Annotated in this window: 9 protein-coding genes; 2 read left to right on the top strand and 7 right to left on the bottom strand. The window is 69.4% G+C overall.

The annotated features are described in order from the left end of the window. Nucleotides 1–3: 3 nt before the first annotated feature. Genes M1D55_RS13305 through M1D55_RS13320 form a run of 4 tightly spaced genes read right to left on the bottom strand, consistent with a single transcriptional unit; the run spans nt 4 to nt 9506 of the window. A complete protein-coding gene (locus tag M1D55_RS13305) occupies nt 4–1470 on the bottom strand; it encodes an efflux transporter outer membrane subunit (RefSeq protein ID WP_456282368.1) in 1467 nt (488 codons plus the stop codon). Nucleotides 1471–1472: 2 nt separating this feature from the next. Continuing rightward, on the bottom strand, nt 1473–4802 hold the full coding sequence (locus M1D55_RS13310; RefSeq protein WP_456282369.1) for an efflux RND transporter permease subunit: 3330 nt from the start codon (nt 4800–4802) through the stop codon (nt 1473–1475). Then, nucleotides 4799–7957, bottom strand: coding sequence for an MdtB/MuxB family multidrug efflux RND transporter permease subunit (locus M1D55_RS13315; RefSeq protein ID WP_456282370.1), 3159 nt, complete (start codon nt 7955–7957; stop codon nt 4799–4801). The genes M1D55_RS13310 and M1D55_RS13315 overlap by 4 nt, the downstream gene beginning before the upstream one ends. 31 nt (nt 7958–7988) lie before the next feature. Continuing rightward, the gene (locus M1D55_RS13320; RefSeq protein WP_456282371.1) at nt 7989–9506 is read right to left on the bottom strand and encodes an MdtA/MuxA family multidrug efflux RND transporter periplasmic adaptor subunit; all 1518 of its coding nucleotides are present in this window, start codon (nt 9504–9506) and stop codon (nt 7989–7991) included. 306 nt (nt 9507–9812) lie between these two features. On the opposite strand from M1D55_RS13320, the gene M1D55_RS13325 reads away from it, so the two are divergent. Further along, entirely contained in the window at nt 9813–10550 is a 738-nt protein-coding gene (locus M1D55_RS13325) for a response regulator (protein WP_006579145.1), read from the top strand. Beyond that, on the top strand, nt 10550–11827 hold the full coding sequence (locus M1D55_RS13330; protein ID WP_006579146.1) for an ATP-binding protein: 1278 nt from the start codon (nt 10550–10552) through the stop codon (nt 11825–11827). The genes M1D55_RS13325 and M1D55_RS13330 overlap by 1 nt, the downstream gene beginning before the upstream one ends. A gap of 39 nt (nt 11828–11866) precedes the next feature. Here M1D55_RS13330 and plsY read toward each other — a convergent pair whose 3' ends face one another. The 3 genes from plsY to xerD form a co-directional block, all read right to left on the bottom strand. After that, on the bottom strand, nt 11867–12490 hold the full coding sequence (gene plsY, locus M1D55_RS13335) for a glycerol-3-phosphate 1-O-acyltransferase PlsY (RefSeq protein WP_006579147.1): 624 nt from the start codon (nt 12488–12490) through the stop codon (nt 11867–11869). Nucleotides 12491–12658: 168 nt separating this feature from the next. Next, nucleotides 12659–13153 (bottom strand): Cys-tRNA(Pro) deacylase, encoded by a 495-nt coding sequence (gene ybaK / locus M1D55_RS13340; protein WP_006579148.1) that lies wholly within the window; start codon nt 13151–13153, stop codon nt 12659–12661. 17 nt (nt 13154–13170) lie between these two features. Continuing rightward, nucleotides 13171–14067, bottom strand: a complete 897-nt coding sequence (xerD, locus tag M1D55_RS13345; protein WP_043436975.1) for a site-specific tyrosine recombinase XerD — start codon at nt 14065–14067, stop codon at nt 13171–13173. Between the last annotated feature and the right edge of the window lie 32 nt (nt 14068–14099).

Here is a 14099-nt window from a genome sequence, read left to right on the forward strand (position 1 = left end):
CGCCTAGCGCGACACCGCAGCTCCTGCCTCGGATCCCGTCGCCACCGCCGTCCCGGGGCCTTGCCATCCCCCGCCCAGCGCCTTGATCAACACCACGCTCGCGCTCAGCTGCCGGCCCGCGATCGACAGCGCGGTGCGCTCGGCCGTATAGGCCGCGGTCTGCGCCGTCAGCACGTCGAGCAGGCCCGCGGTACCGGCGCGATAGCGGTTGTTGACCAGCGACAGCGCCTCGCGCGCCGAGCGCAGCGCCTCGTTCTGTACCACCGCTTCCTGCTCGAGCAGGCGCGCCGCGGCCAGGTTGTCCTCGACCTCCTGGAACGCCGTCAGCACCGTCTGCCGATAGTTCGCCACGGTCTGGTCGTAGACCGCGATCGCCTGTTCCTTGGCCGCGCTGCGCGCGCCGAAGTCGAGCAGCGTCATGGCCAGTTCGGGGCCGAACGACCAGATCCGGTTCGGCAGCGACAGCCAGCGCTCGAGCGAGCTCGAGGTGAAGCCGCCCGCGGCCGACAGGCTCAGCGTCGGGTAATACGCGGCCTGCGCCACGCCGATCTGCGCGTTGGCAGCGGCGACGCGGCGCTCGGCCGCGCTGATGTCGGGGCGCCGTTCGAGTAGTTGCGACGGCACTGCGACCGGCACGCGCGGCACCGTCTCGGTGAAGTCGATCGGCGCCAGCGAGAACGCCGCCGGCGGCTGCCCGGTCAGCACCGCGATCGCATGCTCGTATTGCGCGCGCTCGATCTGGATGTCGATCAGCTGTGCCTGCGCGCTTTTCAATTGCGTCTCGGACTGCAGCACGTCGGAGCGCTGCGCGATGCCGGCCTGGTACTGGTTGCGCACCAGCTGCAGCGATTTTTCGTAATCGGCGACGGTCCGCTGCAGCAGCGCCTGCTGCGCATCGGCGACGCGCAGCAGGAAATAGGTCTGCGCCAGCGTGGCCTGCGTCGACAGCAGCGTCGAGGCCAGGTCGGCCTCGCTGGCCTGCGCGCTCGCTTCGCTGCTCTCGACCTGGCGCCGCACGCGGCCCCACAGATCGACCTCCCAGCTGGCAGACAGCGTTGCCGTCTGTCCGCTGGTGATATTGCCGTTGCCGCTGCGCGAGCGGTCCACGCTGGCCTGCGCGCCGACCACCGGGAAGTAGCCGGAGCGTGCCGCGCGCAGGATCGCGGTGGCCTGGCGGTACTGGGCCTCGGCGGCGGCGATGGTCTGGTTGGAGACCTTCACGCGCGCCATCAGCGCGTCGAGCTGCGGATCGCCGAACACGGTCCACCAGTCGCCGCGCTCTCTGGCGTCGCCGGGCTCGGCGGGCTTCCATTGGCCCCATTCGGCCGGCGCCTCCTTGAAGGTGGGTGTCACCGGCGCATCGGGCCGCTGGTAGTCGGGCCCGACCGCGCAGGCGCCGAGCAGCAGCGCGCAGGCCATCACGACGCAGCGGGGCAGGGAGGAGGGGCGGGTCATCGCTTTCTGGTTCATCGTCACGAATCGAATCCGGCAGGCGTGGGCGCGGACGGCGTGCCGCGGCCGCTGTCGCGACGTGCATGGCGGCGGTTGCGCCAGGCCTGCCACTTCAGGCGCCAGCGGTCCAGCGTCAGGTAGACCACCGGGGTGGTGTAGAGCGTCAGCAGCTGGCTGACCAGCAGGCCGCCGACGATCGAGATGCCGAGCGGCGCGCGCAGCTCGGCGCCGTCGCCACGGCCGAGCGCCAGCGGCACCGCGCCGAGCAGCGCCGCCATCGTCGTCATCATGATCGGCCGGAAGCGCAGCAGGCAGGCCTGATAGATCGCCTCGCGCGGCGTCAGCCCTTCGCGCCGTTCGGCATCGATCGCGAAGTCGATCATCATGATCGCGTTCTTCTTGACGATGCCGATCAGCAGGATCACGCCGATCAGCGCGATCACGCTGAACTCGGTGCCCGAGGCCAGCAGCGCCAGCAACGCGCCGACGCCGGCGGACGGCAGCGTCGACAGGATCGTCAGCGGGTGCACATAGCTTTCGTACAGGATGCCCAGCACGATGTAGATCGTGATCAGCGCGGCCAGGATCAGGATCGGCTGGCTGCGCAGCGACTCCTGGAAGGCGCTGGCGGTGCCGGCGAAATTGGCCTGCAGCGATTCGGGCGCGCCGATCCGCGCCATTTCATGCTGGATCCGCTCGGTGGCCTGCGACAGCGACACGCCCTCGGCGAGGTTGAACGAGATCGTCGACGCGGCGAACTGGCCCTGGTGGTTGACGCCGAGCGGCGTGCTGGTCGGCACCACGCGCGCGAACGCGGACAGCGGCACGCGATTGCCGGCACCGGTCACCACATAGATGTCCTTCAGCGCGTTCGGCCCCTGCAGGTATTCCTGGCTCAGCTCCATCACCACGCGATACTGGTTCAGCGGATGGTAGATCGTCGACACCAGCCGCTGGCCGAACGCGTCGTTCAGCAGCGAATCGACCTGCTGCATCGTGACGCCGAGCCGTGACGCGGTGTCGCGATCGACGATCACCGAGGTCTGCAGGCCCTTGTCGTTGGTGTCGGTGTCGATGTCCTCCAGCTCCTTCAGGTTCGACAGCGCATTGCGGACCTTGGGCTCCCACGCGCGCAGCACCTCGAGGTCGTCCGAGCGCAGCGTGAACTGATACTGCGAGCTGCTCTGCCGGCCGCCGATGCGGATATCCTGCACCGGCACCAGGAACAGGCTCGCGCCGGGTTCCTTCGCCAGCTTGCCGCGCAGCCGCGCGATCACCTCGTTGGCCGTCTCGGTGCGCTCGGTCAGCGGCTTGAGCGTGACGAACATCTGCCCGGTATTGCGCTGCGAACCGCCGGTAAAGCCGGTCACGTTGACCACCGCGGGGTCGGACTGCACGATGCGGATGAAGCTGTCGAGCTTCTGGCGCATCGCCTGGAACGAGGTGGCCTGGTCCGCGCGGATGAAGCCGATCAGCCGGCCGGTGTCCTGCTGCGGGAAAAAGCCCTTCGGCACGATCACATAGAGCCAGACGTTCAGGCCGATCGTCACCAGCAGGATCAGCCAGACCAGGCGGCTGTGCCGCAGCGCCACCGACAGCGAGCGCGCATAGCGCTCGCTGATCCAGCCGAACACGCGCTCGCTGGCGCGATACCAGCGGCCGGGCGGGCGCTGGTGCCGCGGCTCGCGCAGCAGCCGCGCGCACATCATCGGCGTGGTCGTCAGCGAGACCACCAGCGACACCAGGATCGCCACCGACAGCGTGATCGCGAACTCCTGGAACAGCCGGCCGATGATCCCGCCCATCAGCAGCAGCGGGATGAACACCGCGATCAGCGACAGGCTCATCGAGATCACGGTAAAGCCCACCTCGCGCGCGCCGCGCAGCGCCGCCTGCACCGGCCGCATGCCGGCCTCCAGATGGCGCGAGATGTTCTCCAGCACCACGATCGCATCGTCGACGACGAAGCCGGTGGCGATCGTCAGCGCCATCAGCGACAGGTTGTTCAGCGAGAAGCCGGCCAGGTACATCACGGTGAAGGTGCCGATCAGCGACACCGGCACCGCGACGCTGGGAATCAGCGTGGCGCGCACGTTGCGCAGGAACAGGAACACCACCATGATCACCAGCGCGACCGAGATGATCAGCGTGTGCTCGACCTCGCGCAGCGACGCGCGGATGGTCGGCGTGCGGTCCATCATTACGTCCATCGAGATCGCGGCCGGGATCATCTGGCGCAGCGTCGGCAGCATCTCGTTGACGCGGTCGACCGTCTCGATGATGTTGGCGCCGGGCGAGCGGTTCAGCACCAGCAGCACCGACGGCTCGCCATTGGCCGAGCCGGCGTTGCGCACGTCCTGCACCGAGTCGGTCACGGTGGCGACGTCGGATAGCCGCACCGGCACCGCGAAGGAATTGGGGCCGCTGGTCGCCGCATTGCTGCCGGCGGCATTGTTGACCGTGGTGGTGGTCGTGCCGCCCGCGGTCACCGTGGTCGTGGTCACGCCGTTGACGGTGGTGGTGCGCACCGTACCGCCCGAGGTCGCGCTCGACGTGCTGGCGATCAGCGCGCCGGCGGTGGTGGTCGAATAGCTGCCCGGCGTCGCATAGCGGATGATCAGCGGCATGTAGTCTTCCGCCTTCATCGCCTGGTCGTTGGCATAGATCTGCCAAGCCTTGCTGTCGTTCTCGACCACGCCGAGCGGCCGGTTGGCATTGGTCGCGCTGATCGCGTTGCGCACGTCGGACAGCGCGATGCCGTACTTGTTCAGCGCGGTCGGATTGAGCGAGACCCGCACCGCCGGCAGCGAAGCGCCGCCGATCGTCACCTGGCCGACGCCCTCGATCTGCGACAGCTTCTGCGCGAGGATGGTCGAGGCGGCGTCGTACAGCTGGCCGCGCGTCATCGTCGGCGAGGTCAGCGCGATGATCATGATCGGCGCGTCCGACGGGTTGACCTTGCGGTAGGTCGGGTTGCCCGGCAGGCTGCTCGGCAGCGTCGCGCGCGAGGCGTTGATCGCCGCCTGCACGTCGCGCGCGGCGCCGTCGATGTCGCGCGACAGGTCGAACTGCAGCACGATCCGCGTCGAGCCCAGCGAGCTGCTCGAGGTGATCTCGTTGACGCCGGCGATCGAGCCGAGCGCGCGCTCCAGCGGCGTCGCCACGGTGGCGGCCATCGTTTCGGGGCTTGCGCCCGGCAGCGAGGCCGACACCGAGATGGTCGGGTAGTCGACCTGCGGCAGCGGCGACACCGGCAGCATCCGCAGCGCGGCCAGTCCGGCCAGCAGGATGCCCAGCGTCAGCAGCGCGGTCGCGACCGGCCGGTGGATGAAGATGGCCGACAGGTTCATGGCGCCCTCGGCGGTTCGGTACCCGGCGTGCCGCCCGGGCCGAAGTCCGCATCCCGATCGGCGTCTGGATCGCCGAAGCGGCGCCGGCGCCAGCCCTTGAGCCGGCCGGCGACCCGGTCGAACGCCAGGTAGATCACCGGCGTGGTGAACAGCGTCAGCACCTGGCTGACCAGCAGCCCGCCGACCATCGTGATGCCCAGCGGCCGGCGCAGTTCCGAGCCGATGCCGGTGCCCAGCATCATCGGCAGCGCCGCCAGCAGCGCCGCCATCGTCGTCATCAGGATCGGCCGGAAGCGCAGCAGGCAGGCCTCGAAGATCGCGTCGCGCGGCGCCATGCCGCGTTCGCGCTCGGCCTCCAGCGCGAAGTCGATCATCATGATCGCGTTCTTCTTGACGATGCCGATCAGCAGGATGATGCCGATGATCGCGATGATGCCCAGGTCATGGCCGGCCAGGAGCAGCGCCAGCAGCGCGCCGACGCCGGCCGACGGCAGCGTCGACAGGATCGTCACCGGGTGGATCGTGCTCTCGTACAGCACGCCGAGCACGATGTACATCGTGACCACCGCGGCCAGGATCAGCCACAGCGTGTTCGACAGCGACGCGCTGAAGGCCAGCGCCGCGCCCTGGAAGGTGGTCTGCATCGAGATCGGCAGGCCGATCTCCTGCTCGACCTGCTTGATCTTGTCGACGGCGTGGCCCAGCGACGCGCCCTGCGCCAGGTTGAACGAGATCGTCGCGGCCGGGAACTGGCCCTGGTGGTTGATCACCAGCGGCCCGGTGCGCTCGCTGATGCGGGCGAACGCGCCCAGCGGCACCTGGCCGCCGGACGACGAGGGCAGCCGCAGCTCGGCCACCGCCCGCGGGTTGTCGCGGAATTCCGGCATCGCCTCCAGCACCACGCGGTACTGGCTCGATTGCGTGAAGATCGTCGACACCAGCCGCTGGCCGTAGGCGCTGTACAGCGCGCTGTCGATCACCGCGGTGGTGATGCCGAAGCGCGCGGCCGCGTCGCGGTCGATGTCGACGTAGACGCGCAGGCCGTTGTTCTGCTGGTCGGTGGCGACGTCGCGGAATTCGGGTTCCTCCTTCAGCCGCTCGACCAGCTTCGGCACCCAGGTCGCCAGCGTCTGCGGATCGGGGTCTTCCACCGTGAACTGGTACTGCGTGCGCGAGACCCGGTCTTCGATCGTCAGGTCCTGCACCGGCTGCATGTACAGCGAGACGCCGCCCATCTCCTCGACCGCGGCCTGCAGCCGCTCGGTGACCGTCGCGATGTCGTCGCGCTCGCCCTTGGGCTTCAGGTTGATCAGCATGCGGCCGGCGTTCATCGTGGTGTTGGTGCCGTCGACGCCGATGAAGGCGGACACGCTCTGCACCGCCGGATCCTTCAGCACGACTTCCGACACCGCGCGCTGCTTCTGCGACATCGCCTGGAACGAGATGCTCTGCGAGGCCTCGGTGACGCCCTGGATCACGCCGGTGTCCTGCACCGGGAAGAAGCCCTTCGGAATCGCCAGGTACAGCACCACGGTCAGCGCCAGCGTGCCGATCGCGACCAGCAGCGTGGCGCGCTGCCGGCCCAGCACCCAGTTCAGCGCGCGGCCGTAGCGCTCGATCACGCGGTCGAAGAAGGCGCCGGTGGCGCGGTGAAAGCGCGGCAGCTGGTCCTCGGGCACGTGGCGCAGCATCCGGGCGCACATCATCGGCGTCAGCGTCAGCGAGACCACCGCCGAGATCAGGATCGACACCGCCAGCGTGACCGCGAACTCGCGGAACAGCCGGCCGACCACATCGCCCATGAACAGCAGCGGGATCAGCACCGCCACCAGCGAGAAGGTCAGCGAGATGATGGTGAAGCCGATCTGCTTCGAGCCCTTGAGCGCCGCCGCCATCGGCGATTCGCCCTTCTCGATGTAGCGCATGATGTTTTCGATCATCACGATGGCGTCGTCGACGACGAAGCCGGTCGCGATGGTCAGCGCCATCAGCGTCAGGTTGTTGATCGAGAAGCCGGCCAGGTACATCACGCCGAAGGTGCCGACCAGCGACAGCGGCACCGCCACGCCGGGGATCACCGTCGCCGGCACGTTGCGCAGGAACAGGAAGATCACCATCACCACCAGCGCGATCGCCAGCAGCAGTTCGATTTCGACGTCGTGCACCGACGCGCGGATCGTGGTGGTGCGGTCGGTCAGCACCTCGGCCTTGACCGAGGCCGGCAGCGAGGCCTGCAGCTGCGGCAGCATCGTCTTGATGCGGTCGACCACCGCGATCACGTTGGCCCCGGGCTGGCGCTGGATATTGACGACGATGGCCGGCTTGCCGTTGGCCCATGCGGCCAGGCGCGAGTTCTCCGGGCCGTCGACGATGGTGGCCACGTCGGTGATGCGGATTGGTGCGCCGTTCTGGTAGCCGATGATGATCTGGCGATATTCGTCGGCCGAGCGCAGCTGGTCGTTGGCGTCGATCGTCGAGGCACGCGCCGGGCCGTCGAAGCTGCCCTTGGCGCCATTGACGTTGGCCGCGCCGATCGCGGTGCGCAGGTCGTCGATCGACATGCCGAGCGCGGCCAGCGCGGTCGGATTGGCCTGGATGCGCACGGCCGGGCGCTGGCCGCCGCTGATGGTGACCAGACCCACGCCCTGGATCTGCGAGATCTTCTGCGCCACGCGCGTATCGACCAGGTCCTGCAGCTTGGGCAGCGGCAGCGTGTCCGAGGTCATCGCCAGCGTCAGGATCGGCGCGTCGGCGGGATTGACCTTGCTGTAGACCGGCGGCATCGGCAGGTCGCCCGGCAGCAGGTTGCTGCCGGCATTGATGGCGGCCTGCACCTCCTGCTCGGCGACGTCGAGCGGCAGCGTCAGGTCGAACTGCAGCGTGATCACCGACGCGCCGCCCGACGAGGACGACGACATCTGCTTGAGCCCGGGCATCTGGCCGAACTGGCGCTCCAGCGGCGCGGTCACCGCCGAGGTCATCACGTCGGGGCTGGCCCCGGGATACAGCGTGGTGACCTGGATGGTCGGGTAGTCGACCTCGGGCAGCGCCGACAGCGGCAGCATCCGGTAGGCGACCAGCCCGGACAGCAGGATCGCGAGCATCAGCAGCGCGGTGGCGACCGGCCGCTCGATGAATAGGCGTGACGGGTTCATGCAGCGTCCTCGGTACGGCTACGGCGCGGGCTCATTGGCGCGGTGCCGGCGCGGCGGCGGAGGCGGGGGCCGCGGCCGGCGCGCTGGCGCCCGCATGCGCGCGCGGACCGGCCGCCTCGGGGCCGGAAGCGCCGCCCGCGCGAAGGCGGCGGCCACGCGCGCGCGGCTCGCTCGCCGGCGCCACCGCCGCGGCGCGCGCCGCCGGATCGACGGTCTGCACCGTCATGCCTTCGCGCAGCCGGTCTGCGCCGTCGACCACGACGCGCTGGCCGGCCTGCACGCCGCGCAGCACGGCGGTCTGCTCGCCGTCGCTCGGTCCCAGCGCGACGGTCTGCACCTTGACCTTGTTCTGCTGGTCGACCACATAGACGAAGGTGCCCTGCTGGCCGCGCTGGATCGCCGCGACCGGCACCACGGTGGCGCCGGCCAGCGTATCGACCCGCATCCGCACATTGACGAACTGGTTCGGGAACAGCATGCCGTCGTCGTTGCGGAACACGGCCTTGAGCCGCACGGTGCCGGTGGTGGTATCGATCTGGTTGTCGGTGGTCAGCAGCGTGCCGTCGGCCAGCTTGTTGCGCGCCTGCCGGTCCCAGGCCTGTACCGGCAGCGTCTGGCCGGCGTTCAGCTGCCTGAGCACGCTGGGCAGGTTGTCCTCCGGGATCGAGAACAGCACGGCGATCGGCTGGATCTGCGTGATCAGCGCGATGCCGTTGGCATCCGAGGTGCTGACGATATTGCCCGGGTCGACCTGGCGCAGGCCGATGCGGCCCGAGGTCGGGGCCTTGATGCGCGTGTAGCCCAGCTGCAGGCGCGCGTTGTCGACGTTGGCCTGGTCGGTCTTGACCACGCCCTCGTACTGGCGCACCAGCGCGTCCTGCGTGTCGACCTGCTGCTTGGCGATCGAATCCTGCGCCAGCAGCGTGCGATAGCGCTGCTGGTCGATGCGCGCGTTCTGCAGCAGCGCCTGGTCGCGCGCCAGTTGGCCCAGCGCCTGGTCGAGCGCGGCCTGGAACGGACGCGGATCGATCTCGGCCAGCAGGTCGCCGGCCTTGACCATCTGGCCCTCCTTGAACAGCACGCGCAGCAGCGGGCCGGAAACCTGCGCGCGCACCGTGACGTTGGCGACCGGGGTCACGTTGCCCAGGCCATTGAGCACCACGTCCATATCGCGCTGCACGACCGGGCTGACCACCACCGGCGCGGCCGGGCCGCTCATGCCGCGGCCGCCCGGGCCGCCGGGTCCGCCCGGGATGCGTCCGCCGGGTCCGGGCTGGCCCGCCTGGCCGGCATCGGACGCACCGCGCTGGCTGTACCAGTACCAGCCGCCGCCGGCCAGCAGCAGCACCAGCAGGCCCGCGATCCAGACGCCGCGCCGGCCTCGCGAAGGGGCGAGGGCGGCGGGCGGAATGGGGCCGGGGCGGCGGTCGGGGCCGGACTCTGGCCGGTCAGCGGGCCGGCCGGCGGGTGCCTCGGTGGAGGCATCGATCGGGTGATCCTCGCCGTGAGTCGTGGGTTTGGCGGGCGGATTGGAGTCGGGATTGGCCATGCAATGGGTCCTGATGCGGTCCTGATGCGGTCCGGAAACGGTCCTGGAGCGGGGCCTGCGCACGCAACGGGTGCGCGGCCCTTCTGTTCGATGGAAAGACGCAGAAGTATGCCGCAACGGTCAGGGCCGGCTCCGGATGCGGAGCGGGGCCCACCTGCGGCGACGTGGCAAGGATACGGCGTGAGGCGGGGCAGACCTATGTCGGCACGGAAGGGCTTTATTACAGATAATTACCAGCGCCCCCGGTGTAACTTGCCGAAACAACATTGCGGCGGCCCGGCCGGCGTGCCTGTTTATCATCCGGCTATGCGATCCAATCAGCCCACCCAGATCCTGGTCGTCGACGACGATCCCGACTTGCGCGACCTGCTGCGCGAATACCTGACCCAGCAAGGCTTCGCCGTTTCCGTGCTGCACGACGGCGACGGACTGCAGGCCCGCCTCGAGCGCGAGCGTCCCGCGCTGATCGTGCTCGACCTGATGATGCCCAAGGTCGATGGCCTGACCGCGCTGCGCAAGCTGCGCGCCCGCAACGACGATATCCCGGTGATCCTGCTGACCGCGCGCAGCGACGAGATCGACCGCATCGTCGGCCTCGAGATCGGCGCCGACGACTACCTGGGCAAGCCGTTCTCGCCGCGCGAGCTGCTGGCCCGCATCAACGCGGTGCTGCGCCGCAAGCTGGCGCGTCCGGCGGCGGCGCCCGAGGACCGCGACAGCGTGACCTTCGGCCCGTTCAAGGTCGATTTCCGCCAGCGCACGCTGGTGCGGTCCGGCCAGGCGCTGCCGATCAGCGACACCGAATTCGCGCTGCTGAAGCTGCTGCTGATGCATCCGCTCGAGGTGCTGTCGCGCGAGCGCATCGTCGAACTGATGTATGGCGCGGCCAGCGGCGTCAGCGACCGCGGCATCGACGTGCAGATCTGGCGCCTGCGCCGGCTGCTCGACGAGGACGCGCAGCGGCCGCGTTATATCCAGACGGTGCGCGGGCGCGGCTATACCTTCGTGCCGGACGAAGCGGTCCAGGCCGACCTGGACGCCTGATGAAGCTGCGCATCGACACCCTGTTCGGCCGCATGGCGCTGCTGATCGCCGCGGTGCTGGTGATCAGCCATTTCTCGTGGCTGGCGATCCTGCGCATGGACCGGCGCGAACAGCGCATGGAATATTCGGTCGAGCAGATGCTGTTCCAGCTCGACAGCATCCAGCGCGCGCTCGACGCCAGGCCGCCGGCGAAGCTGCCGAGCCTGGTCGAGGTCGCCGGCGAGGCCAGCGCCGAGGAACATGCGCGCGCGCCGACCGACCGCTCGCGCCGGCTGGTCGAGCGTTTCTCCGGCCGGCTGCCGCCCGGCACCCAGGTGCGCATCGAGGACGAGGACACGCCGCGCATCTGGATCAAGCTGCCGACGCGCCAGGACTGGATCGCGATGCCGATCCTGTGGGTCCATAACCCGCCGCTGGACAACCGCCTGATTCCCGGCGCGATGCTGGTGGTCAGCGTGGCGATCGTGTTCGCGCTGCTGATCGCCTGGCAGATCCAGCGGCCGGTGCGCGAGATGGCCAATGCGGCCGGGCAGCTGTCGCGCCAGCAGCCGGTGACGCCGCTGCGCGAGCGCGGCCCGCTGGAGCTGCGCCAGTTGATCGAGCGCTTCAACAAGATGGTGGCGGACCTGGCGCGCATCGACCAGGAGCGCAACACGATGCTGGCCGGCATCGCGCACGACCTGAAGACGCCGCTGGCGCGGCTGCGGCTGCGCGCCGAGATGCTGGCCGATCCGAAGGCGGCGGCGGGCGTCACGCGCGACGTGGAGTCGATGTCGGCGATCGTCGAGCAGTTCCTGGCCTTCGCGCAGAGCGCCGAGCCGACCGCGCGGCCGGTGCCGGTCGATCGCCGCATGGCGGAACTGGCGGCGTCGCTGGCCGAGCAGGAGCGGCCGGTCGACCTGTCTCTGGAGGCCGGCGAGGGCTTCCGGATGATCGCCACGCAGCTCGATCGCATCGTCGGCAACCTGGTCGACAACGCCTACCACTACGGCGCGCCGCCGGTCAGCATCCGCACCGCGCGCGTCGCGGACGGCTGGCAGCTGGTGGTCGAGGACGCGGGCAGCGGCATTCCGGAGGATGCCTTCGACAAGGTCACGCTGCCATTCGTGCGGCTGGACCCGGCGCGCGGCGGCAATGCGCATTCGGGCCTGGGGCTGGCGATCGTCGACCGGCTGGTGCGCCAGTCCGGCGGGCGCCTGACGCTGGGCAACCGGCCCGAGGGCGGTCTGCGCGTCGAGATGGTGTTCCCGTTCGCGCAGCTGGCCAAGGCGGCCTGAGACAGGGACGCCGATCGCCTGCAGGCGCAAAGCCGCAGCTTACTGCTGCGGCTTTTTCTTTTCGCCGATGCGGCTTTCCTGGCCCGACAGCAGCTTGGCGATGTTCTGGCGATGGCGCAGGATCAGCAGCGCGCTGATCGCGACGATCGCGGCAGCCATCCCGTCGGCGCCGAACATCAGCACGTAGAAGAACGGCGCGAAGATGGCCGACACCAGCGCGGCCAGCGACGAGTAGCGGAAGAAGAAGGCGATGATCAGCCAGGTCGCCAGCGTGCCCAGGCCCAGCCACGGATGGATCGCGAACAGGATGCCGGCCGCGGTCGCCACGCCCTTGCCGCCCGCGAAACGGTGGAACACCGGAAACAGGTGACCGAGGAATACCGCCACCGCGACCAGCGCGATGCCGGTCTGGTCGACGCCGTAGTCGGGCCCGAAGCGCTGCGCCAGCCAGACCGCCAGCCAGCCCTTGAGCCCGTCGCCGAGCAGCGTCAGCAGCGCCGCCTTCTTGTTGCCGGTGCGCAGCACATTGGTCGCGCCCGGGTTGCCGGAGCCATAGGAATGCGGATCGGGCAGCCCCATCGTCTTGCTGACCACGACAGCGAAGGAGACCGAACCGATCAGATAGGCGAGCAGGGCAAAGACGAGATTGGCGAGATTGGCCATGGGCGGGGTTCGAAAAGGCAGCGGAAAGGCGGGGAGGACCGGAACGGTCGCAAAAAACTGGCGCGATTGTAGCGCGCCGGCGTGACGCTCACGACCGTGATTACCCGGGCATGAACCAGCGCACAGGCCAGGGCACAGGCCAGGGCACAGAAGATGGCACCGCGGTGTTCAGCCCTCCGCCAGCCCGCATTGCACCGGCCTAGCGCCCAGCAGCGCGGTCAGCACGGCCGGCTCGATGCTGACCAGATAGCCGCGCCGGCCGCCATTGATATAGATGCGCTCCAGCGCCAGCACGCCTTCCTCGACATAGACCGGCATCCGCTTGCGCGTGCCGAACGGCGAGGTGCCGCCGACCAGGTAGCCGCTGTGGCGCTGCGCGACCTCGGGCTTGCACGGCTGCACGCTCTTGCAGCCGATCTGCCGCGCCAGGTTCTTGGTCGACACGGTGCGGTCGCCATGCATCAGCACGATCAGCGGCTGTGCCTTGTCGTCTTCCATCACCAGCGTCTTGACCACGTGATGCTCGTCGACGCCGAGCTGCTTCGCCGATTCCTCGGTGCCGCCGTGCTCGACATAGTCGTATGGGTGCTCGCCGAAGGCGATGCCATGCTGGCGCAGCATCTGCGTGGCCGGCGTTTCGGAGATATGTCTGGTCTTTGCCATGGAGTTCGCTCGCGCGGTCAGCCGCGCGGATGATGCTGCTGATGCAGGACGCGCAGCCGTTCGCGCGCGACGTGCGTGTAGATCTGCGTGGTCGAGATGTCGGCATGGCCAAGCAGCAACTGCACCACGCGCAGGTCGGCGCCGTGGTTCAGCAGGTGCGTGGCAAACGCATGGCGCAGCGTATGCGGCGACAGCGGGGCGTGGATCTCGGCCTGCCGGGCATAGCGCTTGATCAGGTACCAGAAGGCCTGGCGCGTCATCGCCTCGCCGCGCTGCGTCACGAACAGCGCGTCGCTGCCGCGCTGGCCGAGCAGCGCGGGACGGGCGCTGGCCAGATAGCGGCGCAGCCAGACGCCGGCCTCGGCGCCGAACGGCACCAGCCGTTCCTTGTTGCCCTTGCCGCTGACCACGCGCGCCACGCCTTCGTTCAGGCCGATCTCGACGGTCTTCATCTGCGTCAGCTCGGACACGCGCAGGCCGCTGGCGTACATCAGCTCCAGCATCGTGCGGTCGCGCAGGCCGAGCGGCGTGTCGATGTCCGGCGCGCGCAGCAGCGCCTCGACCTGGGCCTCGCTCAACGTCTTCGGAAAGCGCGGCGGCTGCTTGGCGGCGCGCAGCAGCAGGCAGGGATCGGCCTGGATCAGATGCTCGCGCAACGCCCAGCGGTAAAAGCGCCGGAATACCGCCAGCCGCCGGTTCGCCGACGAGGCGCGCGTGTCCGGATGGCGCGCGGCGAAGTAGCCGGACAGCGCGCCATCGTCGGCCGCCAGCAGCGCCACGCCGCGTTCGCCGCGCAGCCAGCGCGCCAGCAGCGCGAGATCGCGGCGGTAGGCGTCGATGGTGTTGCGCGCGAGTCCATCCTCGAGCCACAGCGCGTCGCAGAAGCGGTCGACCAGTGTCAGGTCCGCGGCGATGGCGGCTTCGACCTGCGCATCGCGATCGCCGG

Source organism: Cupriavidus sp. JZ107 (assembly GCF_053903255.1).

What these genes read in the sequence shown, in the direction of transcription:
- ybaK (WP_006579148.1), bottom strand. Translation starts at nt 13,153, where the DNA reads ATGGCAAAGACCAGACATATCTCCGAAACGCCGGCCACGCAGATGCTG.
- M1D55_RS13325 (WP_006579145.1), top strand. Translation starts at nt 9,813, where the DNA reads ATGCGATCCAATCAGCCCACCCAGATCCTGGTCGTCGACGACGATCCC.
- M1D55_RS13305 (WP_456282368.1), bottom strand. Translation starts at nt 1,470, where the DNA reads ATGAACCAGAAAGCGATGACCCGCCCCTCCTCCCTGCCCCGCTGCGTC.
- M1D55_RS13315 (WP_456282370.1), bottom strand. Translation starts at nt 7,957, where the DNA reads ATGAACCCGTCACGCCTATTCATCGAGCGGCCGGTCGCCACCGCGCTG.
- M1D55_RS13330 (WP_006579146.1), top strand. Translation starts at nt 10,550, where the DNA reads ATGAAGCTGCGCATCGACACCCTGTTCGGCCGCATGGCGCTGCTGATC.
- M1D55_RS13310 (WP_456282369.1), bottom strand. Translation starts at nt 4,802, where the DNA reads ATGAACCTGTCGGCCATCTTCATCCACCGGCCGGTCGCGACCGCGCTG.
- plsY (WP_006579147.1), bottom strand. Translation starts at nt 12,490, where the DNA reads ATGGCCAATCTCGCCAATCTCGTCTTTGCCCTGCTCGCCTATCTGATC.
- M1D55_RS13320 (WP_456282371.1), bottom strand. Translation starts at nt 9,506, where the DNA reads ATGGCCAATCCCGACTCCAATCCGCCCGCCAAACCCACGACTCACGGC.